Below are 26,085 nucleotides of genomic sequence, written 5' to 3'. Positions count from 1 at the left end.
CGATCATTTCTTTGATGCCCCGGAAAGTCCCGGAGGGTAAAACGTTATCGAGTGCTCCGGCCAAGCATAGCGCTCACCTAGATTCAGTCGACAAATTGTTGCCAAGTATCTTTTACAGCAGGTCTTTTATCAACAATTCAGCCACCTGCACAGCATTGAGGGCGGCGCCTTTGCGTACGTTATCTGACGTCAGCCACAGATTTAGTTCCGCCGGGTCGTCGACACCACTGCGCACGCGCCCGACATAAACAACGTCCTGCCCGACCGCATCACCGACTGCTGTCGGGTAATCACCCGCTTCGACCAGTTCGATACCCGACGCAGCTTCGAGCGCGGCATTGACCTTTTCCAGGTCCACGGCCTTCGTTGACTGCAAGGTCACGCTAAAGCTATCGCCAAAAAACACCGGGGCTTGAACGCAAGTTGCGGAAATCTTTAATAAAGGCTGCGCCAGCACCTGACGCAACTCACGCACCAGGCGTTTTTCCAGCAGCGTATGGCCTTGTGCGTCGGGGGTGCCGACCTGCGCCAGCAGGTTGAAAGCCATTTGACGGTCGAAAAATGTTGGCTCCAGCGGGCGCATGTTCAGCAGTTCGGCGGTCTGTCTCGCCAGTTCGGTCACAGCTTCGCGACCTTGGGCGGAAACGGCCAGATTGGCGGTGACATTGACGTATTGCAGGTCGATCAGATCAAGCAGCGGCGCCAGCACCACGGCGAGCGTGGTCGCCGACGGGCTTGGACTGCTGACCTGGAACGGCGCTTTCAAACCGGCGAGTACAGCGGCGTTGGCTTCCGGCACCACTTGCGGCGCCTGATCGGCCGGCAAGGCGCCGGACAGATCGATCAGCGAGCAACCGGCAGCATGAGCGCGAGCGGCGTAGCTTAGCGAGACGGCAGCACCGGCGGCAAAGAACACCAGTTTGACCTTGCTGAAATCGAACTCGTCGACTTCACGCACGCGCACGTTTTTGTTACGGAACAGCACCGAACTGCCAGCGGATTCACTGCTGGCCAGCAGGTGCAGGTTGCCGACCGGGAAGTCGCGCTCTTGGAGAATCTGTACAAGGGTTTCGCCGACAGTACCGGTGGCGCCGATCACGGCAATATCTAGGGTCTGGGTCATGGTGCGGCCTCTGGCGAAACGGGGGGAGCGGCACTTTACCGGGTGAGTGCCGCACAGGCAATTTCTGTCCGGGATTTGCGGTGCCTCGACCGGCCCCTTCGCGAGCAGGCTCGCTCCCACCTTGAAATGCATTCCCCTGTGGGAGCGAGCCTGCTCGCGAAGAGGCTGGCACAGTCGCCCGAGAAACTTAGGACATAAAAAAACCCGCACCTCTCACAAGGCACGGGTTCTTTCATGGCTTCAATCGATCAACGTTCCAACAGGATCCGCAGCATGCGACGCAGCGGTTCGGCCGCGCCCCACAGCAGTTGGTCGCCGACGGTGAAAGCACCGACGAACTGCGAACCCATGTTCAGCTTGCGCAAACGGCCGACCGGAACATTCAGAGTGCCGGTGACCTTGGTCGGGCTCAGCTCCTGCATGCTGATCTCGCGCTGGTTCGGCACCAGTTTGACCCAAGGATTGTGCTGGCTGATCAGCCCTTCGATGTCGGCGATCGGTACGTCTTTGTTCAGCTTGATGGTCAGCGCCTGGCTGTGGCAACGCATGGCGCCGATGCGCACGCAGATGCCGTCGACCGGGATCGGGCTCTTGAAGCGACCCAGAATCTTGTTGGTCTCGGCCTGGGCCTTCCACTCTTCGCGGCTCTGGCCGTTCGGCAATTCCTTGTCGATCCACGGGATCAGGCTGCCGGCCAGCGGCACGCCGAAGTTCTCGGTCGGGTACGCTTCGCTGCGCATGGCTTCAGCCACGCGACGATCGATGTCGAGGATCGCGCTGGCGGGATCGGCCAGTTGATCGGCAACAGCGGCGTGAGTCGCGCCCATCTGCTTGATCAGTTCACGCATGTTCTGCGCGCCGGCACCGGAGGCCGCCTGATAGGTCATGGCGCTCATCCACTCGACCAGACCGGCCTCGAACAGACCGCCCAGGCCCATAAGCATCAGGCTGACGGTGCAGTTGCCGCCGATGTAGTTCTTGGTGCCCGCATCCAGTTGCTGGTCGATAACCTTGCGGTTGACCGGATCGAGAATGATGACCGCGTCATCGTTCATGCGCAGGCTGGAAGCCGCGTCGATCCAGTAACCCTGCCAGCCGGCTTCGCGCAGCTTGGGGAACACTTCGCTGGTGTAGTCGCCGCCCTGGCACGTCAGGATCACGTCGAGGGTTTTCAGCTCTTCAATGCTGTAAGCGTCCTTGAGCGGAGCAATATCCTTGCCCACGGACGGGCCTTGGCCACCGACATTGGAAGTGGTGAAAAACACCGGCTCGATAAGATCGAAATCCTGCTCTTCCAGCATCCGCTGCATGAGCACGGAACCGACCATACCGCGCCAACCGATCAGACCTACACGTTTCATCGCAACTACACCTTCTTGAAAAGTGGGCCGCTGCTTTGTATTGAATTTCGCAGCGGGCCCGAGAGATTACAGATTCCGCAGCGCGGCGACTACTGCGTCGCCCATTTCCTGCGTACCGACTTTAGTGCAACCGGCCGAATAGATGTCGCCGGTGCGCAGCCCTTGATCGAGCACGACGCTGACGGCTTTCTCGATGGCATCGGCCGCATCCTGCAGATTGAAGCTATAACGCAGCATCATCGACACCGACAGAATCGTCGCCAACGGGTTGGCAATGCCCTTTCCGGCGATGTCTGGCGCCGAACCGTGGCAAGGCTCGTACATGCCCTTGTTGTTGGCATCCAGCGAGGCCGACGGCAGCATGCCGATGGAGCCGGTGAGCATCGACGCTTCGTCGGACAGGATGTCGCCGAACAGGTTGTCGGTGACGATCACGTCGAACTGCTTCGGCGCGCGCACCAGTTGCATGGCGGCGTTGTCGACGTACATGTGGCTCAGTTCGACTTCCGGGTAATCCTTGGCCACCTGCTCAACCACTTCACGCCACAGTTGGCTGGACGCCAGCACGTTGGCCTTGTCCACCGAGCACAGCTTCTTGCCACGCACCATGGCCATATCGAAACCAACGCGGGCGATGCGGCGGATTTCGCTTTCGCTGTACGGCAGCGTGTCGTAGGCCTGACGCTCGCCGTTTTCCAGTTCGCGGGTGCCACGCGGCGCGCCGAAGTAGATGCCACCGGTCAGCTCACGGACGATCAGGATGTCCAGACCGGCAACGATTTCCGGCTTCAGGCTGGAAGCGTCGGCTAATTGCGGATAGAGAATCGCCGGACGCAGGTTGCCGAACAGGCCCAGTTGCGCACGAATTTTCAGCAGACCGCGCTCAGGGCGAATGTCGCGCTCGATGGTGTCCCATTTCGGCCCACCCACGGCGCCCAGCAGCACAGCATCGGCAGCGCGGGCACGGTCGAGGGTTTCGTCAGCCAGCGGCACGCCGTGCTTGTCGATGGCCGCGCCACCGATCACGTCATGACTCAGCTCGAAGCCCAGGCTGTATTTGTCGTTGGCCAGCTCCAGCACCTTGACCGCTTCGGCCATGATTTCCGGACCAATACCGTCACCTGGGAGAATCAGAATCTGCTTGCTCATGCTTTCCTCGTGTCTTCAATCGGTGCGCCGTTTACTGGCACTCCCGGAAAAATTCTTAGCGTTCAGCCATCAACACAATCACATCTGTACTGAACGAGCCATCGGCATCAATCTCAAAATATTCGCGCACTTCGTTGCCCATCGACTGCTGCAACTGGCGGATCGCCGCGCGCATCACTTCGGGTGTGCGCATGCGCTCGACCCAACTGCTGTATTCCAGACGCAGGCGTTGACGCGTGGTGCTGCGGGTATGCAGACCGGCTTCGCTGACCTGACGCAACCACTCGCCGGCGGAATAATCGCGCACATGGCTGGTGTCGCGCAGCACTTCGACGCTTTGCAGGTAAGTGTCGAACAACGGGCTGCCCGGTGACAACACGTCAACAAACGCCGCCACGCCGCCCGGCTTCAGCACCCGACGCACTTCGCGCAGGGCCAGACCGAGGTCGCTCCAGTGATGCGCCGAATAACGGCTGAACACGAAGTCGAACTCGCCATCGGCAAACGGCAGACGCTCGGCGGCGCCGTTGACCGTGGAAATATTGTTCAGACCGCGATCAACGGCAGCGGTAGCCACCACGTCGAGCATCTGCTGCGACAGGTCATAGGCGACCACTTCCTTGACCAGCGGCGCCACGTGAAAACTCACATGGCCGGCGCCACACCCCAGATCCAACACCCGAGCCTCGCCCTGCCCTGCCAGTTCAGCCTGTAGCAGCGCAAATTCAGTGCCTTGAGCGTGAACGGCGCTGCTCAGGTAGGCGGCGGCCTGTTCACCGAATTGCTTCTGTACGACCTGAGTGTGCTGGGTGGTGCTGGTCATGGTCTCATCCTGCATTTGTGTTGTTTGAGCTGCCGTCTTCGCGAGCAGGCTCGCTCCCACATTTGAAATGCATTCCAATGTGGGAGCGAGCCTGCTCGCGAAGAGGCCCGCTCTAACTACATGAGTCTCAAATCAATCAAGCGTCGCGGAACAGCCAAGGCTGGCTCACACGGTGCCTGGCCTCGAACGTCGCAATCGCTTCGTGGTCTTGCAAGGTCAGGCCAATATCGTCCAGACCGTTGAGCAAGCAATGCTTACGGAACGCATCGATCTCAAAGCTGTAAACCTTGCCATCCGGGCGGGTCACGGTCTGTGCTTGCAGATCAACCTGCAATTGATAGCCCGGCTCGGCTTCGACCTGTTTGAACAGTTCGTCGACTTCAGCGTCGCTGAGGATGATCGGCAGCAAGCCGTTCTTGAAGCTGTTGTTGAAGAAGATGTCGGCGTAGCTCGGCGCGATGATGCTGCGGAAACCGTATTCTTCCAGCGCCCACGGCGCGTGTTCACGGCTGGAGCCGCAACCGAAGTTCTCGCGTGCCAGCAACACGCTGGCGCCTTGATAACGCTCGGCGTTAAGGACGAAGTCCTTGTTCAGCGGGCGCTTGGAGTTGTCCTGGTACGGCTGACCGACATCCAGGTAACGCCATTCGTCGAACAGGTTAGGGCCGAAACCGGTGCGCTTGATCGACTTCAAGAACTGCTTCGGAATGATCTGATCGGTGTCGACGTTGGCACGATCCAAGGGCGCGACAAGGCCAGTGTGCTGGGTAAAAGCTTTCATGCTGCGCTCCTTAAATCAATTCACGAACGTCGATGAAACGACCGTTCACCGCTGCCGCAGCAGCCATGGCCGGGCTGACGAGGTGGGTACGGCCACCGGCGCCCTGACGGCCTTCGAAGTTACGGTTGGAGGTCGAGGCGCAATGCTCGCCGGACTCCAAGCGGTCCGGGTTCATCGCCAGGCACATCGAGCAACCCGGCTCGCGCCATTCGAAACCGGCTTCGAGGAAAATCTTGTCCAGACCTTCGGATTCAGCCTGCGCCTTCACCAGACCCGAACCCGGCACCACGATCGCTTGCTTGATAGTCGAAGCCACCTTGCGGCCCTTGGCGATCACGGCGGCAGCGCGCAAGTCTTCAATTCGCGAGTTGGTGCAGGAGCCGATAAACACGCGATCGAGCTGAATGTCGGTGATCGCCTGATTGGCGGTCAAACCCATGTATTTCAAGGCGCGGACGATCGAGTCGCGTTTGACCAGATCCATCTCTTTGGCCGGGTCCGGCACGTTCTGATCAACGGCCAAAACCATTTCCGGCGAAGTGCCCCAGCTGACTTGCGGCTTGATCTGCGCGGCGTCGAGTTCAACCACGGTGTCGAACTTGGCGTCGGCGTCGGACACCAGCTCTTTCCAGGCTTCGACTGCCATGTCCCACTGCGCACCTTTTGGTGCGAATGGGCGACCTTTCACGTAATCGACCGTCTTTTGATCCGCTGCCACCAGACCCACACGGGCGCCGGCTTCGATGGACATGTTACAGATGGTCATGCGGCCTTCGACGGACAGGTCGCGGATCGCGCTGCCGGCGAATTCGATGGCGTGGCCGTTACCGCCGGCAGTGCCGATCTTGCCGATAACGGCGAGGACGATGTCCTTGGCGGTCACACCGAACGGCAATTGGCCTTCGACGCGCACCAGCATGTTCTTCATTTTTTTGGCGACCAGGCACTGGGTGGCGAGCACGTGCTCGACTTCGGAAGTGCCGATACCGTGAGCCAAGGCGCCGAATGCGCCGTGGGTCGAGGTGTGGGAGTCGCCGCAGACCACGGTCATGCCCGGCAAGGTCGCGCCCTGCTCCGGGCTGATCACGTGGACGATGCCTTGGCGCACGTCGTTCATCTTGAATTCGACGATGCCGTATTCATCGCAGTTGTCGTCGAGGGTCTGAACCTGCAAACGCGAGACCTGGTCGGCAATCGCGGCGATGCCGCCCTTGCGCTCTGGCGTGGTCGGCACGTTGTGATCCGGGGTCGCGATGTTGGCATCGATGCGCCAAGGCTTGCGCCCGGCCAGACGCAGGCCTTCAAAGGCTTGCGGCGAAGTCACTTCGTGAATGATGTGACGGTCGATGTAGATCAGCGCCGAGCCATCGTCGCGCTGTTTGACCAAATGCGAATCCCAGAGCTTGTCGTAGAGCGTTTTGCCGGCCATCAGACGGTTCCTCATCAGCTTGTTTCTATGCCTTGGGCTTATCAATAACCCTTTGGCTTGTGAGGCCGATCCTATGGGGTTAGATTAAATAACTCAAATTCATATTTTTTATGCTTTGGATAACCAACTGGAATACCAACATGGATCTGGCCAACCTCAACGCTTTTATTGCGATCGCCGAGACCGGTAGCTTCTCCGGCGCCGGCGAACGCCTGCATCTGACACAACCGGCGATCAGCAAGCGCATCGCCGGGCTGGAGCAGCAACTGAAGGTGCGCCTGTTTGATCGACTGGGTCGCGAAGTCGGCCTGACCGAGGCCGGCCGCGCCCTGCTGCCCCGGGCTTATCAGATTCTCAATGTGTTGGACGACACCCGTCGCGCACTGACTAATCTGACCGGCGAAGTCAGCGGTCGCCTGACGCTGGCCACCAGTCACCACATCGGTCTGCATCGTTTGCCGGCTCTATTAAGGGAGTTCACCCGCCGCTTCCCACAAGTCGCGCTGGATATTCAGTTTCTCGATTCGGAAGTGGCCTACGAAGAAATTCTCCATGGCCGTGCGGAACTGGCGGTCATCACCCTCGCCCCGGAGCCCCACACACTGGTCAAAGCCACGCCAGTTTGGGACGACCCGCTGGATTTCGTGGTCGCTCCCGAGCATTCGCTGATCAGCAATGGCGCCGTCAGCCTCGCGGACATCGCCGGTCATCCGGCGGTTTTCCCCGGCGGCAACACATTTACACACCATATTGTTCAGCGGTTATTCGAGGCGCAGGGCCTGACGCCGAACATCGCCATGAGCACCAACTATCTGGAAACCATCAAAATGATGGTCTCGATCGGCCTGGCCTGGAGCGTTCTGCCGCGCACCATGCTCGACGATCAGGTGGCGAGCATCGCATTGCCGGGCATACAGCTCACTCGCCAGCTAGGCTATATCGTGCACACCGAACGGACGCTATCGAATGCGGCAAGGGCGTTTATGGCCTTGCTGGATGCACAAATCGATCTGCCAGGGACTCACGGCTAACTTGTGCTACTCCTATAGAGCTGCTGTCTCTGTGCCTAACGCCACCACCCGCTCAAGGCCTGTTAACGATGCCGAAATCTGTTGACCGAATTCCGCCGATGCCGCGCATTCAAGCCATTGACCCGCGACACTCCGAGCAGAGCTGGGAGAGCGCGCCGCAATTGCTCGCGGCGCTCAACGGTGCGCGGCTCGGCGCCTGGTATTGGGATATCGAGCGTGGGCAGATCAGTTGGTCACGGGGCACCCAGGCATTGTTCGGCTTCGATCCGCGCCAGCCGCTGCCGGAAGATCTCGAGTACCTCGATTTGCTGCCGCCGGAAGATCGGGCGAAAACCGTCCGCGCCTTCCACGCGGTGATTGCCGGCGCACCGCTGGAACAGGCGATGCACCACCGCATCCGCTGGCCCGACGGCAGCCTGCACTGGCTGGAGATCAACGGCAGTTTGCTCCCGGACAAAAACGGCCGCCCCCGAATGATCGGGGTGATTCGCGAAATCACCCACCAGCGCCAACGCGAACAAGCCCTGAGCAGCTCGGAGAAACGTTTCGCCACGTTGTTTCACCTGTGCCCGAACATGGTTCTGCTGACCCGCCAGGAAGACGGCTTGATCAGCGAAGCCAACCAGTATTTCGAAAGCCTCTTCGGCTGGCCGGTACAGAGCGCCATTGGCCGCACCACCCTGGAACTGGGCCTGTGGGTTCACCCTGAGCAACGCGCCGAGCTTGTCAAGAAAACCAAGGCCAAGGGCGACCTGATCAGCATGGAAGTGCAATTTCGCGCCAGTAACGGCCAGGTCCACGACGGCATCCTCAGTGCGCAAAAGGTCGAACTCGAAGGCCAGCCCTATCTGCTCAGCACCTTCCTCGACACCACCGATCGCAAAGTTGCCGAACACGCCCTCAAAGACAGCCAGGAACGCCTCGATCTGGCGCTGGACTCGGCGCAGCTCGGTACCTGGGACTGGCACATTCCCAGTGGCATGCTCTACGGCTCGGCCCGTGCTGCGCAACTGCATGGCCTGGAACCGATTCCGTTTCATGAATCGTTCGACGAGTTTTTCGAAGGCGTGCCCGGCGAAGAACGCGACAGCATGCGCGATGCGTATCGCAGCCTGCGCGAAGGCCCGGCAGGAAATTATCAACTGACGTATCGCGTGCAACTGCCGGATGGCAGCTCACGTTATCTGGAAAGCCGCGCGCGCCTCTATCGCGACGACAACGGCGCGCCACTGCGCATGGCCGGCACACTGCTGGACATCACCGATCAGGTCGAGCGCGAGCAGCGGCTGGTGGCGTCGGAAGAAAAATTCGCCACGCTGTTCCAGGTCAGCCCCGACCCGATCTGCGTTACCCGCCAGGACAGCGGCGATTTCATCGAAATCAACTCCAGCTTCACCCAAACGTTCGGCTGGAGCGCTGCTGACGTGATCGGTCGCACCGCCGAAGATATCGGCCTGTGGGACGCCTCTGCAAAAAGCCTGCAACGCATCGAACGGGTCATCCGTGAACAGGGCCTGAGCAATGTCGCGATCATCGTCCAGCACAAGGACGGACAGTCGCTGACTTGCGTGATTTCCAGCCGGCAGATCAGCGTCGGCAACCAACCGTGCATCGTCACCACGCTGCGGGATATCACCCAACAGCAACGCTCGGAAGCCGCACTCAAGGCCAGCGAAGAGAAATTCGCCAAGGCCTTTCACTCCAGCCCCGACGCGATCACCATCACCGAACGCGATACCGGGCGCTATCTGGAGGTCAACGATGGTTTCTGTCGCCTCACCGGCTATCGCGCCGATGAAGTGGTCGGTAAAACCGTGTATCAGGTGGGCATCTGGGCCGAGGAGAAACAACGTTCGGCATTGTTGGCCGAGTTGCAGATCAAGGGCCGCGTGCATCATCAGGAAATGCTCGGGCGCAACAAACGCGGGGAAATGCTCACGGTTGAGGTCTCGGTCGAGCCGATCACCCTGAACGAAACGGCGTGCCTGCTGCTGACTGCCCGGGACGTCAGCCTGCTGAAAAACGCCGAAGCACAGATCCGTCATCTGGCTTACCACGACCCGCTGACCAACCTGCCCAACCGCGCCCTGCTGATGGATCGTCTGAGCCAGCAGATCGCCCTGCTCAAACGCCACAACCTGCGCGGTGCGCTGCTGTTTCTCGATCTGGATCACTTCAAGCACATCAACGACTCCCTCGGCCACCCGGTCGGCGACACCGTGCTGAAGATCATCACCGCACGGCTCGAAGCCAGCGTACGCATGGAAGATACCGTGGCGCGCCTGGGTGGCGATGAATTCGTGGTGTTGCTCAGCGGCCTGGAAGGCTCGCGCAACGAAGTCAGCGCGCAGGTGCGCAATCTGGCCGACACCATTCGCGAACTGCTCTCGGAACCGATGTTCCTCGATGGCCAGCGCCTGCAAGTGACGCCGAGCATCGGCGTGGCGCTGATTCCAGACCACGGCTCGACCCCGACTGATCTGCTCAAACGCGCCGACATCGCCCTGTACCGGGCCAAGGATTCCGGGCGCAACACCACGACGATGTACCACAACACCATGCAGAAGGCGGCCAGCGAACGGCTGCGCATGGAGACCGACTTGCGCCTGGCGCTGTCTCGCGGCGAATTCAATGTGCATTTTCAGCCGCAGATCGACGCGCGCGACAACCGCATCATTGGCGCCGAAGCTTTGGTGCGCTGGAATCATCCGGAACTCGGTGCGCAGTCGCCGACCGAGTTCATCAAGGTACTGGAAGACAGCGGCCTGATTCTGGAGGTCGGCACGTGGATCCTCGACGAAGCCTGCGAAGCCTTCAAACAACTAATCGCCCTGAAGCTGGTCGATCCGCTGAATTTCAGCCTGTGCGTGAACATCAGCCCACGACAGTTCCGTCAGAATGACTTCGTCGAGCGCATCGAACACAGCATGACCAGCCACGGCCTGCCTTGCTCGCTGCTGAAACTGGAAATCACCGAAGGCATCGTCATTCAGAACCTGGAAGACACCATCAGTAAAATGCGTCGTCTGAAAAAACTCGGCGTGAGCTTCGCCATGGACGATTTCGGCACCGGCTATTCGTCGCTGACTTACCTAAAGCGTTTGCCGGTGGACACGCTGAAAATCGACCAGTCGTTCATTCGCGACGCAACCACCGATCCGAACGACGCGGAGATCATCCGCGCCATCGTTGCCATGGCCCGCAGCCTGGAACTCGAAGTGATTGCCGAAGGCGTGGAAACCCCTGAGCAACTGGCATTCCTGCAAGGTCTGGGCTGCCACTTGTATCAGGGCTATCTGCACAGCCGGCCATTGCCGCTGGAGGGTCTGAAAAAACTGCTGCCCTGATGCGCGCAGGTTGCAACAGACCGGCAATTGCCAGTGCTGACGGCAACCTGTAGGGTCGCGTTTTTTTGCGCCGTTTCGAGATCGATCATGCAGGATGCAACCCTCCCCCGCCCGGCCCTGCTGGGCATTGACCTTGGCACCACCAACAGTCTGATCGCCGTCTGGCAGGACGGCCAGGCCCGATTGATTCCCAACGCCCTCGGCGACGTGCTGACCCCATCGGTGGTCAGCCTCGATGAAGACGACACGATTCTGGTCGGCAAAGCCGCCCGCGCCCGACTGACCACGCACCCGGAGCGCACCGCCGCTGCGTTCAAGCGGTTCATGGGCAGCGACAAACAAATAGAACTCGGCAGTCGCCAGTTCAGACCGGAGGAGTTATCGGCACTGGTGCTTGGCTCACTCAAGCAGGACGCCGAAGCCTTTCTCGGTCATTCGATCTCTGAGGCGGTGATTTCCGTGCCGGCTTATTTCAGCGACGAACAACGCAAACGCACGCTGTTTGCTGCGGAGTTGGCCGGCCTGTCCGTCACGCGCCTGATCAACGAGCCGACCGCTGCCGCCATGGCTTATGGGCTGCATGAACAGAAATTCGAACGCACGCTGATTTTCGATCTGGGCGGCGGCACCTTCGATGTCACGGTGCTGGAATATGCGCTGCCACTGATCGAGGTGCATGCGTCGACCGGTGACAACTTTCTCGGTGGCGAAGACTTCACCGCTGCGCTGTTGCAGGCCTGCCTGAAAGACTGGCAACTCACCCCGTCAATGATCGATGCGCAAGGCATGGCCAGCCTCGGTGATGCGCTGGAGCAGCTCAAATGCAAACTCGGCGAAGGTATCCAGACATTGAGCTGGCGGCATGCCGACAAGACATTCGAATGGTCGCTGGACGAAGCGGGTGCCGTGAAGATTTGGGAGCCACTGCTCGGCCGCCTGCGCGCCCCCATCGAACAAGCCCTGCGCGATGCCCGGCTCAAGCCGCGTGACCTCGACAGTCTGGTGCTGGTGGGGGGTGCCACGCGGATGCCGGCAGTGCAGCAGATGGTCGCCACGCTGTTCGGGCGCCTGCCCTATCGGCATCTTGATCCGGACACCATTGTCGCGCTCGGCGCGGCCACGCAAGCGGCGTGCAAGGCGCGGGATGGGGCGGTAGAGGAGTTGATCCTGACGGATGTCTGTCCGTACACCCTGGGGATTTCGACCATGCGCGGCGATGACGTCAAAGGCGCGTTCTCACCCATTATCGAACGCAACACCATCATTCCGACGTCACGGGTGGAGCGCTTCCACACCACTTCGCCCAGGCAGGAAGTCATCCGCATTGCGGTCTATCAGGGTGAACGGCCGTGGGTGCGCGACAACATCTTCATCGATGCCTTCGATGTCACGCTGACACCCAGCGATCACATCCAGGCGCTGGACGTGCGCTTCAGTTACGACATCAATGGCTTGCTCGAAGTAGACGTCACGTTGCTGGAAACCGGCGAGCGCCACAGCCATAGCATCGATCGCAGCCCGACCGGGCTCGATGAGCAATCGCGTCAGGCCAGCCAGGAACGCTTGTCCAGCCTGAAAATTCATCCTCGCGATGCTCTGCCCAACCGAACCCTGCTGGCGCGACTGGAACGTGCCTGGATGCAAAGCCTTGGCGAGGAGCGTCAGCGCATCGCTGAATGGCTGGACAGTTTCAACACGGTGCTGAGTGGCCAGCGATCAGAAGAAATCGCCAGCCATCGCTCACAACTCAACAAAGTGCTGGATGAGCTGCGTCTCTAACCGTTGAGTCGCCGCAACGCGGCCTGCAAACCACCGGATAACGTGTCCTCACGATCACTGTCCGGTGGTACACCGTAGCGGTTGGGCAACTTCTCGCCGGGAAAGCCGAACAGCACCAGCGGCAGAAATGGCAAGACCGGGGTCAGGCCGGCCAGAATCAGAAAGCTGGCAACACCTCGGCCCATATCATGCAGGCGCCTCAGAATGGCGCTGAGCATCAGCACCAGCGCCGCTGCCAACACCACGAAAGCGGAAAACATCGAGCCACTGAACAAGGCCAGCAATGGCGTAAGCAGCACGATGCCGATCACCTGACCGATAAATGCCTCGCGCCCCAGTCGTGTGCCAAGGCGCCAGAACGCGGTTGCAGGCGTTGGCCGAGTGTCAGCCTTGGCCAACAGCAAACGCTCTGACCACGACAGCAATGCACTGAAGGCAAAGCGTAAGCCGAGGCCATTGTGCGTGTTGTCCTTGGCCTGCTGCATGCGCATCAGAATTTTCTGTCGCGGCACCCCGGCGCTACCGTAACGCGCCAGATCCTTGAGCACATCCAGCGCCAGGTAAAACGAGTCGGTGTAATCAACGCCGTCATCCTCCAGCACCTCACGCGGCGGGCGTATGGGTTCACCTTTGATCAGACTGTGGCGGAATCCGTCGAACCAGCCCTGAGGATTGACGACTTCGGTGATGCTCTCAAGCAGGTATTTGCGCTGTTGCGCATTCAGCAGCGGATCGTGATAGAGCACCCCACCCAACAACATGCGACCGAGCAAATCCTCATTGAAACGGCTGATATCGCTGCGCATGCACTCGTACAAGCGGTCATTGCTCAACAGCCGTGTGCTGTCGAGCGCTTCCTGGACGCTGAACAATTTACGCGCGAGCAAGGCATGCACTGGATCCTTCGCTTGCAGCCAGCCCAGCAGACCACTGGCGCTGCCCTGCTCGCGATTCAATCGGCACAGCAGAGGCTGCAAACGCGCCAATGGATGCTCACGCGCAACGTTCATCGAATCAACGCAGTGCGCCGATTGAGCACCTAGCCAACGTGCCGGCTCATCGAGAGTCGCCAGCAAATACAACGCCTGACGATGCCATTCCCATACATCACCATGGGTATTGATGGCCGGGAGCAACATGCCCTGTTCCGCCAACTGTGCTTGCAGTTTCAGGCCGTCGAGCACGACATCGCGCTTGTTCAGACTGAATGCTTCGTCCAGCCGCGCCAGCGAACGCGCGTCATAGGCTCGCAAGCGGCGCATCCACAGCAGACTGAGCTCTAGCGGCTCGCCATTTTGCAGTTCCGGCGGCAGTTGCGCCGCTGCGTCGCTGGCCAGAAACGCATGCAGCGCACGCGGAATGGGTGCCTGGGACAGCCAGCAGATCTGCTGATCGGCTTGATACTTGAAGCCCTCTAGCACCAACTGGTCAAGAATCTCCGGAGTCTCTGGCGCATCCATGATTCGTTGCAACAAGGTCACATCACCACGATGCAAGGCCCAGGCATGTTGGTACAGGGTTTGGAGTGACGGGTCGTCGCTTTCAATGATCAACCACGCCAGCAGGGGTAATTCATCACCGCTGACGCGCCATTCAACAAAGGCATCGGCGATGCCCTGCAAGTCGAGCTGCCGTGCGCGGAACCAGCGCCCCAACGTTTCCGGGCGCTGCGATGGACTGCCGTATTCCTGGGTGACATCACTGAGGTCAGCGGACCAGCCGCGGAAGTTTTCCAGACGATCGAACGCCTGGATCAGCAATGGCAAGCGCTGTGGTTGATGGCGCGCGCACAGATCCAGCAACCAGGTGGCGGCTTTTGGGTGTTGATGCTCTCGCCAGAGTTGCACCCAGGCCTGAAGCGCCAACTCTTCCATGCCCAGCGCACTGCGCTGACATGCCAGCAGATAAAGCCAGTCAACATCCTGCGGCGCGAGCCGATGCTGCTCGCTGATGATGTCGAGAAAGTCTTTACTGGCAATGCCGGCCTGACTGAACTGTATTGCCAGACGTTGTAACAGCGCGTCATCCCCAGGCAGCGCAATGCAGGTATGCAGGCTGGCGAAGTAGCGGAAATCGTCCAGCGATGCGTTACGGTGAAGATGATTCAACGTGCGCACGTACCAGAGGGTCTCCAGTTGCGCGGTGGCTGGCCAATGGCTCATCAACGAGGTGTCGAACGGATCCGGCGCGTCGATAGCCTTCAAAAACTCATCGACAGTGCGGGCGTTGTCGAAAGCCAGATCGAGCATCCGACTCGCCCAGCCCATGCGCTGCGCGAGCAAACGCGCACAGACGTGGGAAATCGGGCCGGCGTCGAGCAACGCGCGCAACAGCGGCCAGCAGACTTCGTCCAGCACCTCTAGCGGCAGTCGATCAAGCTCAAGGTTGAATGCCTGCCAGGCCGTCGGAGTGAATCGACGCGTCGAATCGAGCAGTAGCGCTTCGAAGTCCGCCAACATCTGGTCAGCAGGACTCACCTCATCGTCGGTCGGCACGTGCGCTTCAGATACTTCCTCGCGGGCGAATCGCAGTGCCAGTTCATAGGCCTCGCGCAGGGCCTGAAAACCTTCCGGATCGGTTTCCGGGTGGTGTTGCGGCAAACGCGCACGATAGGCACCGCGAATGGCGTCATTGTCTTTGGTGGGCTCGATACCCAAGCGAATCCAGCAGCTCATGACCAGTCGAACTCCCCTAGTGAGTCCGGCCGCTCAGGCAGATGCAGGGGCATATCCCAGGGCAATTGGGCAAAGAATTCGCGAGCATCGCGATCAAGCTTTCTGATGACCACCGTAGTGCCGATGTAGTCGCCTTGCCGATCGTATTCATGGGCAAGTTCCTCATCTTTATTCCCCAGACAATGCCAGAAGGCTTTGCCGAGGACGAAGCCATTCAGGTAACTCGTCCAACTGTCGTAGTAGTACCGCGCACGCGCCGCCATGCGACCGTGCAGCCAGAGACTTTCGGTGAGATCGATCCAGCCATGCAGTACCGCCGAGCGCAACAGAAAGCCCATTCGGCCAATGTCCCAGGCGCGAATACCACCCGAGCCGCACTCGCCGAACGTGCGACTGGCCAACTCATAAAAGGCGCGTTGACGGGTATCCAGCGAGTCGAGCAAGGCTTGCCATTCGGACGGCAGGCAACGCTCCCACTGTCGATAGGCTTCATTCAAATAGGTCGCGTGCCCGTCGTCGGCCGTGCTCAGCATGTCGAGCAATTGCGGGCGCGTTGTAATGCCCCAGCCGCCTTCGACGTCGACATGCTTGAGGTCAAAGCAGTATGTGGGTGCGGCGTAGTCCGCATCGGGATTGAGGGCGACCAAAGGCGCAGAAAGCGCATAGAGCCAGCGCTGTTCCATTTCGTCCATGAAGAAAGGCTCCGGAGCCAGCGGGAATGAGGGAGTGCCGGCCTTGTTGACGCGGATTGTAAAGAGCCGTGGCAGGAGCGGCAAATATTGTGAGCGCGTTTACTGCGCGCACAAAAAAGGCCCCGACGTATCGGGGCCTTCGTTCAGCGACTCATCGCCTGTTCAGACGAGTGTGTTGCTGCTTATGACTCAGTGCTGCAGAGCCGGTTTTTGCTCCCCGTTGATCGGGATGCGTTTGGCTTTCGCTTCTTCCGGGATCACCCGCAACAGGTCGATGCTCAACAAACCGTTGCTCAAGCCGGCAGCCTTGATCTCGATGTGATCGGCCAGGCGGAAGGACAGCTTGAAGGCACGCTGGGCAATACCCTGATGCAGGAAGGTCACGCCTTCGTTGGCATCACGTTTGCCGCCACTGATGGTCAGCACACCCTTCTCGACTTGCAGCTCCAGGTCTTCTTCCTGGAAGCCGGCTGCCGCTACGACGATGCGGTATTGGTCGTCGCCGTGTTTTTCAACGTTGTAGGGAGGATAGGTGCTGCCTGGCTCGTTGCGCAGGGCGGTTTCGAACAGGTCGTTGAAACGGTCGAAACCCACCGAGGAACGGAACAGTGGCGCGAGGGAAAATGCAGTACTCATGGTTCAAATCTCCTGAAAACAATCAGCAAGGTTTTTTGATTCCGCGACCCGAATTCGGCATCGCGTAACCCCTAGATAGGGCCCGCTGATTTGATTTCAAGAGATTATTTGCAGATTTTTTTCAGGCCGCTTCGGCGACCGGCAGACCGAGCAAACGCGAGACATGATCCGGTTCGGTCTCACGGCGCAGGACAGTAAACAGCTCGGTGGCTTCAGGATAATTGCGCGTCAGCATGGCCAGCCATTGCTTCAAACGACCCGGGGATTGACGTGCAGTCATCTGCGCCTTGGCCTGCAACCAGAAGTCCTGGATCAGCGGCATCAGCTCGGCCCAGGTCATCTCGACCACTTCTTCGCCGGCCCGTGCAGCGGCGATCTGTTTGGCCAGATCCGGGCGCGACACCAGGCCGCGACCAAGCATGATGTCTTCCACGCCGCTGATTTCGCGGCAACGACGCCAGTCTTCGACGCTCCAGATATCACCGTTGGCGAACACCGGCACGTTGACCACGTCCTGCACGCGCGGAATCCACTCCCAATGCGCCGGCGGTTTGTAGCCGTCCATTTTGGTCCGGGCATGGACCACGATGTGTTCCGCCCCACCTTCGGCCAACGCGGTGGCGCAGACCAGCGAGCCGTCCGGGCTGTCGAAGCCCAGGCGCATCTTGGCGGTTACGGGAATGTGTGCCGGCACGGCGCGACGCACGTGCTCGACGATCTGGTTGAGCAGTTCCGGCTCTTTGAGCAGCACCGCACCGCCACGGGACTTGTTGACGGTTTTGGCCGGGCAACCGAAGTTGAGGTCGATCACTTCGGAACCCAGCTCACAGGCCAGCGCAGCGTTTTCCGCCAGGCACACCGGGTCGGAACCCAACAGTTGAACACGCAGCGGCACCCCGGACGCCGTGCGGGCACCGTTGAGCAGCTCCGGGCCGAACTTGTGGAAATAGGCTGGAGTGAGCAACTGATCGTTGACGCGAATGAATTCGGTCACGCACCAGTCGATGCCGCCAACGCGGGTCAGCACGTCGCGAAGGATGTCGTCGACCAACCCCTCCATGGGCGCCAGAGCAATTTGCATGGGAAACACTACTTAAAGGAAAAACGTGCGGCAGTTTACTGGTTTTTGCAGGCTAAACCCATTTCTCCTACAGGGAGGGATTTAGGCTTGTTCCGGGATCTGGATCGCCGGCCCGTAGCCTTCGACAAACTCGGCCGGCATGCGCTTGGGCTTGCCGGTGGACAGCTCGATGCACACGAACGTGGTTTGAGCGCGCAGCAGCGTGGCGTTGTCGCTCGGGCGAATCAGCTGGAAATGCCGGGTCATTTTCAGGCGCTGATCCCAATCGACAATCCACGTCGCCAACTGCAACTCGTCGCCTTCATAGGCCGCCGCCAGATAATCAATCTCGTGACGCACCACCGCCATCGCCCGATCCAGGCGCCGGTACTCGACCAGATCCAGCCCCAGTCGCTGCGAGTGGCGCCAGGCGCAGCGTTCGAGCCAGGTGACGTAAACCGCGTTGTTCGCGTGGCCCAGTCCGTCGATGTCCTCGGCGCCCACTTGCAGATCAATGGTAAACGGCGTTGCCCGATCCCAGCCCATGCCCCACTCCCGGTCAGATTATTCAACCGGGGCAGTGTAACGGATGCTTACGCCGATTGCCGGGCATGAAGGCTGCGACCGGCCAGCAGTGATAACACGCCATCAATCACCCGAGGGTCGGCCAGCACACGCTGATGGCCGCCGGCTTCCAGGCGCAGTAGTCGGCTGTCGAACCAGGCTTCGTGGATCAGTTGCGATTCTTTGACCGAGACGAAGTTGTCGTCCTCGGCATGCACGATCAGGCCGGGCATATCCAGTTGGTAGTGGGCGACGTCCAGCGTGGCGGCACGCATGCCCACATCCTGCTCGACCTGACGAATGAACGCAGAACGTGCTCTGGGTGGCATCCCGACATAGCGTGCGAAACCGCGCAGCACGCCGAGAATTCGCGCGGGAGCAGCAATGCTGACGAGAGTTTCGGTGCGCAAGCCCAGTTGCACGGCCAGCATCGCACTGGCGCCGCCCATGGAGTGACCGATCACGGCTTGCAATGGCGGCAGCTCGGCGGCGGCTTCGAGCATCGCTCGGGCAAACAATACGACATTGGCCTCGCGCCCCGGCGATCTGCCGTGAGCCGGGCCATCGAGTGCGACGACCGTGTAACCGGCCTCGACCAGCGCGGTGATCAGCGCGGCGAACTGGGTTGGCCGCCCTTCCCAGCCGTGCATCAGTAAAACGGTCGGACCTTGCCCCCAGCGCAGGGCTGACAGACCAAAGCGCAACGTGATCCGTTCGGAATTGGCCAGCAACGGTAACTCCCAATCCCGCAGTGGTAGCGCACGCGGCGTCATGAACGCCAAGCGCATTTTGCTCGCTACCCGTTTCGGTGCAATCCAGCCCAAGGTGCCATTAACGCCACGAACCCACTTCAACGTGTTCATCGCTCTCTCCTCAGGCGTGTTGCCTTCAGGTCAACGCACCGCCGACTTGGCCGCGCGCAGCAATCGATCAGATAAATCGCCAGGGCCGAGCGCTCTTGCGAGTGCCAGACCTCCCACCATCAAGGCCACGTCGGCCAAGGCTTTGTCGGTGTCCTCAGGGCTGGACGCCAACTGCGCAAGCATCAATTCCAGATGTTCGTTGAGCGCGATGCGGAACGACTCCGGCAAACGCCCCAGTTCGCCGATCGAGGCCGGAATTGGGCATGCTGACTCGCTGGAATCGCGATGTTTGCGCGACAGGTAAAAAGCAGCGACCATTGCGCGGCGCTCTTCGCCGGTCAGTTCGGCATCCATGTCGGCAATCAGGTCGCGACGGCGGCCGAGCAATTGCTTGAACGCCTCAAGCATCATTGCGTCCTTGCTTTCGAAGTGCGCATAAAAACCGCCGACGGTCAGGCCGGCCGCGCCCATCACTTCGCCCACGCTTGGGTCTGCCGGGCCGCGCTGGATCAGTGCGGCGCTGGCAGCCTTGAGGATGCGTTCGCGGGTTTGAGCTTTTTTATCGTTCATCGTTGCCTCCGAATATTACGACTAGAATATTATTCGCATAATAATATTCTGCAAGTCGAGGATATGACCGCTGGTCTGAAGCACAGTGTAAGGAAAAAGGAGAATTGGCCAAACGCCAGACAAACAAAAGGGCCATTCAATAATTGAATGACCCTTATAAATCCCGCAGAGCGGGTAATCGTGGCGTCCCCTAGGGGACTCGAACCCCTGTTACCGCCGTGAAAGGGCGGTGTCCTAGGCCACTAGACGAAGGGGACACAAACCCTTCTATACAACTGATCAGTGCTGAGAGCTGATCGATTCAAGGCCGGTGTGGCCAGACCTTGAACTTGTAAAATTGGTGGAGCTTAGCGGGATCGAACCGCTGACCTCCTGCATGCCATGCAGGCGCTCTCCCAGCTGAGCTAAAGCCCCGGATTTTTCGCCTCGCGGCGGAGTGATATCTTGCAACATCACTTCTGTAAAACTGGCGTCCCCTAGGGGACTCGAACCCCTGTTACCGCCGTGAAAGGGCGGTGTCCTAGGCCACTAGACGAAGGGGACGCAAACCCTTCTATACAACTGATCAACGCTAAGTGTTGATCGCTTCGAAGCCTGTGTGGCCAGGCATCGAAGTGTAAATTGGTGGAGCTAGACGGGATCGAACCGTCGACCTCTTGCATGCCATGCAAGCGCTCTCCCAGCTGAGCTATAGCCCCTCATCGTTGATGTCATCGCTGAGGACGGGGCGAATCTTAAGGGCGTATCGGAGGGCTGTCAAACTTATTTTTAAAATATTTCAAAGTTTTTTGTCGGCATAACAATCACTTACCGCCCTCCCCCCGAAAATCCGGTGGGAAAACGCCGAAGGCCGGAATCAAACGATCCCGGCCTTCGGCAGTTCCTGCAGAGTCAGACGCTCTTAAGCGATAGCGCCCAGCAGCTTTTCCCACTCTTTGTTTTCTTTCTTCGACACGCCGCCCAGCAGGTCAAGCGCCTGGCGCAGACGGTAACGGGTCAGGTCCGGCCCGAGGATTTCCATCGCATCGAGTACCGACACCGAACTGGCCTGCCCGGTGATCGCCGCAAACATCAGCGGCATCGCATCACGCAGTTTCAGCTCCAGGGATTCGACCACCGCTTGAATCGTCGCGGTGATGTTGTCCTTTTCCCACTGACGCAGGCTTTCAAGCTTCCACAGGATCAGTTGCATCAACTGGCGAACCTGGTCACCCGAGAGCTTTTTCGATTCGAACAACTTGGCATCCGGGTTGACGCCGCCAGCAAAGAAGAACCCGCCCAGCGGTGCAACCTGGCTGAAGGTTTCGACGCGGCCCTGAACGTGCGGCGCGATCTTCATCATGTATTCGGAGTTGAATGCCCACTTCTGCAAGCGGGCGGCGAACTCTTCCACCGGCAGATCGCGCAACCACTGGCCGTTGAGCCACGACAGCTTCTCGATGTCGAAGATCGGTCCGCCGAGGGACACACGCTTGAGGTCGAAGTTGTCGACCATTTCCTGCAGCGAGAACTTCTCGCGCTCGTCCGGCATCGACCAGCCCATGCGCCCCAGGTAGTTGAGCATCGCTTCCGGCATAAAGCCCATGCGCTCGTAGAACGTTACCGATGTCGGGTTCTTGCGCTTGGACAGCTTGCTCTTGTCCGGGTTACGCAGCAGCGGCATGTAGCACAGCTCCGGCTGTTCCCAGCCGAAGTATTCGTAGAGCAGGATCAATTTCGGCGCCGACGGCAGCCATTCTTCGCCGCGCAGTACGTGAGTGATGCCCATCAGGTGGTCGTCGACAACGTTGGCGAGGAAGTACGTCGGCAGGCCGTCGGTCTTCATCAGCACTTGCATGTCCATGCGATCCCACGGGATCTCGACGTCGCCACGCAGCATGTCCGGCACGACGCAGACGCCTTCGCTCGGCACTTTCATGCGGATCACATGAGGTTCGCCGGCGGCCAGGCGTGCTGCCACTTCTTCCTTGGACAGCAGCAGCGCGCGGCCGTCGTAGCGTGGGGTTTCGCCGCGAGCCATTTGCTCGGCGCGCATCTGATCCAGCTCTTCAGCGGTGCAGAAGCACGGGAAAGCATGGCCCATGTCGACCAGTTGCTGGCAATACTTCTGATAGATCTCGCCGCGCTCGCTTTGACGGTATGGACCGTGCGGGCCGCCGACATCCGGGCCTTCGCTCCAGTCGATACCCAGCCAGCGCAGGGCGTCGAAGATCTGCTGTTCGGACTCGCGGGTCGAACGCAACTGGTCGGTGTCTTCGATCCGCAGGATGAACTCACCGCCATGCTGCTTGGCAAAGCAGTAGTTGAACAATGCGATGTAAGCGGTACCTACGTGGGGGTCCCCGGTAGGCGATGGCGCGATGCGAGTGCGGACGGTGGTCATGGCATGTCTCGAAAAGAATGAAAAGCAAAACAATCAAGCGGCGAATGGTAACAGGCGACACCCGCCCCGCTCCAGCGGGCAGGGCATTTAAGCCAGGTTTGTGTCTGTCAGGTCCGCTGGCCGCGATGAGGCCGGACAATTCACCGCACAATCACACAGCCAGAAGACGCTCGCGCAGCTTGGCAATTTCATCACGCATCTGCGCCGCCGCTTCAAACTCCAGGTCCCGAGCAAGCTGATACATCTTCTCTTCCAGCGCCCGAATACGCTTGGTGATCTCGCTCGGCGAGCGCAATTCGGCTTCGTACTTGGCGTTTTCCTCGGCAGCCTTGGCCATGCCCTTGCGCTTCTTGCTGCGCGAGCCGGGCACGGTGGCGCCTTCCATGATGTCGGCGACGTCCTTGAACACACCTTTCGGGGTGATGCCGTTTTCGAGGTTGAAGGCGATCTGCTTGTCACGGCGGCGCTCGGTTTCGCCAATTGCCCGTTCCATTGAACCGGTGATGCGATCGGCGTACAGAATCGCCCGGCCATTGAGGTTACGCGCGGCACGGCCGATGGTCTGGATCAGCGAGCGCTCGGAGCGCAAGAAGCCTTCCTTGTCGGCATCGAGAATCGCCACCAACGACACTTCAGGCATGTCCAGACCTTCGCGCAGCAGGTTGATCCCGACCAGCACATCGAAGGTGCCGAGGCGCAGGTCACGGATGATTTCGACCCGCTCGACGGTGTCGATATCCGAGTGCAGATAACGCACACGCACGCCGTGATCGGCCAGGTAATCGGTCAAATCCTCCGACATGCGCTTGGTCAGCGTGGTGACCAACACGCGTTCTTCCAGCGCCACACGCTTGGTGATTTCCGAGAGCAGATCATCCACCTGAGTCAACGCCGGACGGATTTCGATTTGCGGGTCCACCAGACCGGTCGGACGCACCAGTTGCTCGACAACGCGACCGGCGTGTTCCGCCTCGTAATTGCCTGGCGTGGCCGAGACAAAAATCGTTTGCGGGCTGATGCCTTCAAATTCGTCGAAACGCATAGGCCGGTTGTCCAGCGCCGATGGCAGACGAAAACCGTATTCCACCAAGGTTTCTTTACGCGAGCGGTCACCTTTATACATCGCGCCGACCTGCGGCACGCTGACGTGGGATTCGTCGATCACCAGCAAGGCATCGGCCGGAAGATAGTCGAACAAGGTCGGCGGCGCCTGACCGGAGTCGCGACCCGAGAGGTAACGCGAGTAGTTTTCGATGCCGTTGCAGTAGCCCAGCTCGAGAATCATCTCCAGATCGAAGCGGGTGCGCTGCTCCAGACGCTGGGCTTCCACCAGTTTGTTGTTGCTGCGCAAGTATTCGAGACGTTCCTGCAACTCGACCTTGATCCCCTCGATGGCACCCAGCAGGGTTTCGCGCGGCGTGACGTAGTGGCTTTTCGGGTAAAAAGTGAAGCGCGGCATCTTGCGGATGACTTCGCCGGTCAGCGGATCGAACGCGGAAATACTCTCGACCTCGTCATCGAACAGCTCGATGCGAATGGCTTCCAGATCCGATTCCGCCGGGTAGATGTCGATCACATCACCGCGTACGCGAAAGGTCGCGCGGGCAAAGTCCATATCATTGCGGGTGTATTGCAGATCGGCCAGACGCCGCAGCAGCGCACGCTGATCGAGTTTGTCGCCGCGATCGACGTGCAGCACCATCTTCAAATAGGTTTCCGGGCTACCGAGACCGTAGATGCACGACACCGTGGTAACGATGATCGCGTCCTTGCGCTCCAGCAGCGCTTTGGTCGCGGAAAGGCGCATCTGTTCGATGTGATCGTTGATCGACGCATCCTTCTCGATGAAGGTGTCGGACGATGGCACATACGCTTCGGGCTGGTAGTAGTCGTAGTAGGAAACAAAATACTCGACCGAGTTGTTCGGGAAAAACGCCTTGAACTCGCCGTACAGCTGCGCGGCCAGAGTCTTGTTCGGCGCCAGCACCAGAGTCGGGCGCTGAATTTGCGCGATGACATTGGCGATGCTGAAGGTCTTGCCCGAGCCGGTCACACCGAGCAGCGTCTGGTGCGCCAGCCCGGCTTCGATGCCCTCCACCAATTGGCGAATGGCTTCCGGCTGATCGCCGGCGGGCTCGAAGCGGGTGACTAGCTGGAATTCGGACATAAACACCTCTGGGGTCGCGGAGATCCAAGCAAAGCGGATCACCACGAGAAACACCGCAAACGACCGATGTCGCGCAAGAAAAAACCTGGATTGTGCTCAATGTGGTGTCGATTGCCTCAGCTTTCAAGGTAAACGTCCTACATCCGGTAAAGACTCTGACACGACCAATCGACTAACGGTCGAGAAATAATCGGAAAAACTTGCCCTAAATGCCGATTCGCCTGTCGCCATTGCTCAGTGATGGCCTCTATACTAGCTCCCCGTTTGTGCACCGCTCTAGTGCATCCGGCTGGAGCGCGACACGTCCCTCCACACTCCATTCAGAGCCGCCGTAATAATGAGCCTGTTCTCCGCTGTCGAAATGGCACCCCGCGATCCAATCCTGGGCCTCAACGAAGCATTCAACGCCGATACCCGGACCACCAAGGTCAACCTGGGTGTAGGTGTTTACTGCAACGAAGAGGGGCGAATTCCACTTCTGCGCGCCGTGATCGAAGCCGAAACCGTTCGCGCTGCTCAACACGCTTCGCGCGGTTACCTGCCGATCGATGGCATCGCTGCCTACGACCAGGCCGTGCAAAAGCTGTTGTTCGGCAACGACTCGCCGCTGATCAGCGCCGGTCGCGTCATCACCACTCAGGCCGTCGGCGGGACTGGCGCACTGAAAATCGGTGCCGATTTCCTCAAGCAACTGCTGCCGAACGCTGTCGTGGCGATCAGCGACCCGAGCTGGGAAAACCACCGCGCGCTGTTCGAAACCGCCGGCTTTGCGGTGCAGAACTACCGTTACTACGACGCCGCCACCCACGATGTGAACCGTGCCGGCCTGCTCGAAGACCTTAACGCCCTGCCGAACGGCTCGATCGTTGTCCTGCACGCGTGCTGCCACAACCCGACTGGTGTCGACCTGAGCCCGGCGGACTGGAACAACGTGCTGCAAGTGGTCAAGACCAAAGGGCACGTGCCGTTCCTCGACATGGCTTACCAGGGTTTCGGTGACGGCATCGACGAAGACGCCGCTGCTGTGCGCCTGTTCGCTGAGTCCGGCCTGACTTTCTTCGTGTCGAGTTCGTTCTCCAAGTCGTTCTCGCTGTACGGCGAGCGCGTGGGTGCTCTGTCGATCATCAGCGAATCGAAAGAAGAAAGCGCGCGCGTGCTGTCGCAAGTCAAACGCGTGATCCGCACCAACTACTCCAACCCGCCGACCCACGGTGCAAGCATCGTCGCTGCCGTGCTGAACAGCCCGGAACTGCGTGCTCAGTGGGAAGCGGAGCTGGCGGAAATGCGTCTGCGCATTCGCGGCATGCGCGAGCAAATGGTCGCCATGCTGGCAGAGAAAGCGCCACAGCGTGACTTCAGCTTCGTCGGCCGTCAGCGCGGCATGTTCTCCTACTCCGGCCTGACCACTGAACAGGTTCACCGCCTGCGCAACGAGTTCGGCATCTACGCCCTGGACACCGGCCGCATCTGCGTGGCGGCGCTGAACCAGAACAACATCAAGGCTGTGACGGATGCGATTGTTCAAGTCATCTGATTTCGCAGCGTGATGAAAAACGGGAAGCCTTGGGCTTCCCGTTTTTTATTTGTCCCGGAAACGTGTCCACACCCTCTAGACTGCACACACTCCTACAGATTTGTGTACACCCGAGATT

Annotated in this window: 19 protein-coding genes and 4 tRNA genes; 4 read left to right on the top strand and 19 right to left on the bottom strand. The window is 59.7% G+C overall.

Annotated elements, in window-relative coordinates; all coding sequences use genetic code 11:
* Window positions 1-112: 112 nt before the first annotated feature.
* From ACA074_RS09715 to leuC, 6 genes are all read right to left on the bottom strand, one after another.
* A complete protein-coding gene (locus tag ACA074_RS09715) occupies window positions 113-1,123 on the bottom strand; it encodes an aspartate-semialdehyde dehydrogenase (RefSeq protein WP_401272086.1) in 1,011 nt (336 codons plus the stop codon).
* Between the two features lie 248 nt (window positions 1,124-1,371).
* Window positions 1,372-2,484 (bottom strand): aspartate-semialdehyde dehydrogenase, encoded by a 1,113-nt coding sequence (gene asd / locus ACA074_RS09710; protein ID WP_187676935.1) that lies wholly within the window; start codon window positions 2,482-2,484, stop codon window positions 1,372-1,374.
* A 66-nt stretch (window positions 2,485-2,550) separates the two neighbouring features.
* Complete coding sequence (leuB, locus tag ACA074_RS09705) at window positions 2,551-3,633, bottom strand: 3-isopropylmalate dehydrogenase (protein ID WP_187676934.1); 1,083 nt, start codon at window positions 3,631-3,633, stop codon at window positions 2,551-2,553.
* A 55-nt stretch (window positions 3,634-3,688) separates the two neighbouring features.
* Window positions 3,689-4,456, bottom strand: coding sequence for a class I SAM-dependent methyltransferase (locus ACA074_RS09700; RefSeq protein ID WP_497678869.1), 768 nt, complete (start codon window positions 4,454-4,456; stop codon window positions 3,689-3,691).
* A gap of 136 nt (window positions 4,457-4,592) precedes the next feature.
* Entirely contained in the window at window positions 4,593-5,237 is a 645-nt protein-coding gene (leuD, locus tag ACA074_RS09695) for a 3-isopropylmalate dehydratase small subunit (RefSeq protein ID WP_497678868.1), read from the bottom strand.
* 10 nt (window positions 5,238-5,247) lie between these two features.
* Window positions 5,248-6,666 (bottom strand): 3-isopropylmalate dehydratase large subunit, encoded by a 1,419-nt coding sequence (gene leuC / locus ACA074_RS09690; protein WP_187676931.1) that lies wholly within the window; start codon window positions 6,664-6,666, stop codon window positions 5,248-5,250.
* A 140-nt stretch (window positions 6,667-6,806) separates the two neighbouring features.
* On the opposite strand from leuC, the gene ACA074_RS09685 reads away from it, so the two are divergent.
* The 3 genes from ACA074_RS09685 (at window position 6,807) to ACA074_RS09675 (ending at window position 12,823) form a co-directional block, all read left to right on the top strand.
* On the top strand, window positions 6,807-7,697 hold the full coding sequence (locus ACA074_RS09685; RefSeq protein ID WP_187676930.1) for a LysR family transcriptional regulator: 891 nt from the start codon (window positions 6,807-6,809) through the stop codon (window positions 7,695-7,697).
* 68 nt (window positions 7,698-7,765) lie between these two features.
* A complete protein-coding gene (locus ACA074_RS09680) occupies window positions 7,766-11,044 on the top strand; it encodes a sensor domain-containing protein (protein ID WP_497678867.1) in 3,279 nt (1,092 codons plus the stop codon).
* An 87-nt stretch (window positions 11,045-11,131) separates the two neighbouring features.
* Window positions 11,132-12,823, top strand: coding sequence for an Hsp70 family protein (locus ACA074_RS09675; RefSeq protein ID WP_497678866.1), 1,692 nt, complete (start codon window positions 11,132-11,134; stop codon window positions 12,821-12,823).
* Here the strand turns inward: ACA074_RS09675 and ACA074_RS09670 are convergent.
* The 13 genes from ACA074_RS09670 to uvrB all read right to left on the bottom strand — a co-directional run bounded on the left by ACA074_RS09670 (window position 12,820) and on the right by uvrB (window position 24,433).
* Window positions 12,820-15,498, bottom strand: coding sequence for a DUF805 domain-containing protein (locus tag ACA074_RS09670; RefSeq protein WP_497678865.1), 2,679 nt, complete (start codon window positions 15,496-15,498; stop codon window positions 12,820-12,822). The two genes, ACA074_RS09675 and ACA074_RS09670, sit on opposite strands and share 4 nt — an antisense overlap.
* Window positions 15,495-16,190 (bottom strand): DUF1266 domain-containing protein, encoded by a 696-nt coding sequence (locus tag ACA074_RS09665; RefSeq protein ID WP_489878724.1) that lies wholly within the window; start codon window positions 16,188-16,190, stop codon window positions 15,495-15,497. The genes ACA074_RS09670 and ACA074_RS09665 overlap by 4 nt, the downstream gene beginning before the upstream one ends.
* A 189-nt stretch (window positions 16,191-16,379) precedes the next feature.
* Window positions 16,380-16,826 (bottom strand): Hsp20 family protein, encoded by a 447-nt coding sequence (locus ACA074_RS09660; RefSeq protein ID WP_187676925.1) that lies wholly within the window; start codon window positions 16,824-16,826, stop codon window positions 16,380-16,382.
* A 121-nt stretch (window positions 16,827-16,947) separates the two neighbouring features.
* Entirely contained in the window at window positions 16,948-17,907 is a 960-nt protein-coding gene (locus ACA074_RS09655) for a tRNA dihydrouridine synthase (RefSeq protein WP_497617326.1), read from the bottom strand.
* Window positions 17,908-17,988: 81 nt separating this feature from the next.
* A complete protein-coding gene (locus ACA074_RS09650; protein WP_401265661.1) occupies window positions 17,989-18,432 on the bottom strand; it encodes an acyl-CoA thioesterase in 444 nt (147 codons plus the stop codon).
* A gap of 47 nt (window positions 18,433-18,479) precedes the next feature.
* A complete protein-coding gene (locus ACA074_RS09645; RefSeq protein ID WP_497678864.1) occupies window positions 18,480-19,313 on the bottom strand; it encodes an alpha/beta fold hydrolase in 834 nt (277 codons plus the stop codon).
* Between the two features lie 30 nt (window positions 19,314-19,343).
* Window positions 19,344-19,883, bottom strand: coding sequence for a TetR/AcrR family transcriptional regulator (locus ACA074_RS09640; RefSeq protein ID WP_497678863.1), 540 nt, complete (start codon window positions 19,881-19,883; stop codon window positions 19,344-19,346).
* 181 nt (window positions 19,884-20,064) lie between these two features.
* Window positions 20,065-20,140: transfer RNA gene (locus tag ACA074_RS09635), tRNA-Glu, on the bottom strand.
* Window positions 20,141-20,221: 81 nt separating this feature from the next.
* Window positions 20,222-20,297, bottom strand: a tRNA-Ala gene (locus ACA074_RS09630).
* A 53-nt stretch (window positions 20,298-20,350) separates the two neighbouring features.
* Window positions 20,351-20,426: transfer RNA gene (locus tag ACA074_RS09625), tRNA-Glu, on the bottom strand.
* Window positions 20,427-20,505: 79 nt separating this feature from the next.
* Window positions 20,506-20,581, bottom strand: a tRNA-Ala gene (locus ACA074_RS09620).
* A 203-nt stretch (window positions 20,582-20,784) separates the two neighbouring features.
* Window positions 20,785-22,266 carry a glutamate--tRNA ligase gene (gene gltX, locus ACA074_RS09615; protein ID WP_497678862.1) on the bottom strand — a complete coding sequence of 494 codons (1,482 nt, stop codon included), beginning with the start codon at window positions 22,264-22,266 and terminating at the stop codon, window positions 20,785-20,787.
* Between the two features lie 151 nt (window positions 22,267-22,417).
* Window positions 22,418-24,433 (bottom strand): excinuclease ABC subunit UvrB, encoded by a 2,016-nt coding sequence (gene uvrB / locus ACA074_RS09610; RefSeq protein WP_401265658.1) that lies wholly within the window; start codon window positions 24,431-24,433, stop codon window positions 22,418-22,420.
* Between the two features lie 337 nt (window positions 24,434-24,770).
* Here uvrB and ACA074_RS09605 point away from each other — a divergent pair, with 337 nt between their 5' ends.
* Entirely contained in the window at window positions 24,771-25,967 is a 1,197-nt protein-coding gene (locus ACA074_RS09605) for an amino acid aminotransferase (protein ID WP_497678861.1), read from the top strand.
* Window positions 25,968-26,085 lie beyond the last annotated feature (118 nt).

The sequence above is a fragment of the Pseudomonas sp. LBUM1655 genome, assembly GCF_059716085.1.
Note: the sequence above shows the minus strand (reverse complement) of the source record. Positions and strands in the feature narration are given on the sequence as shown.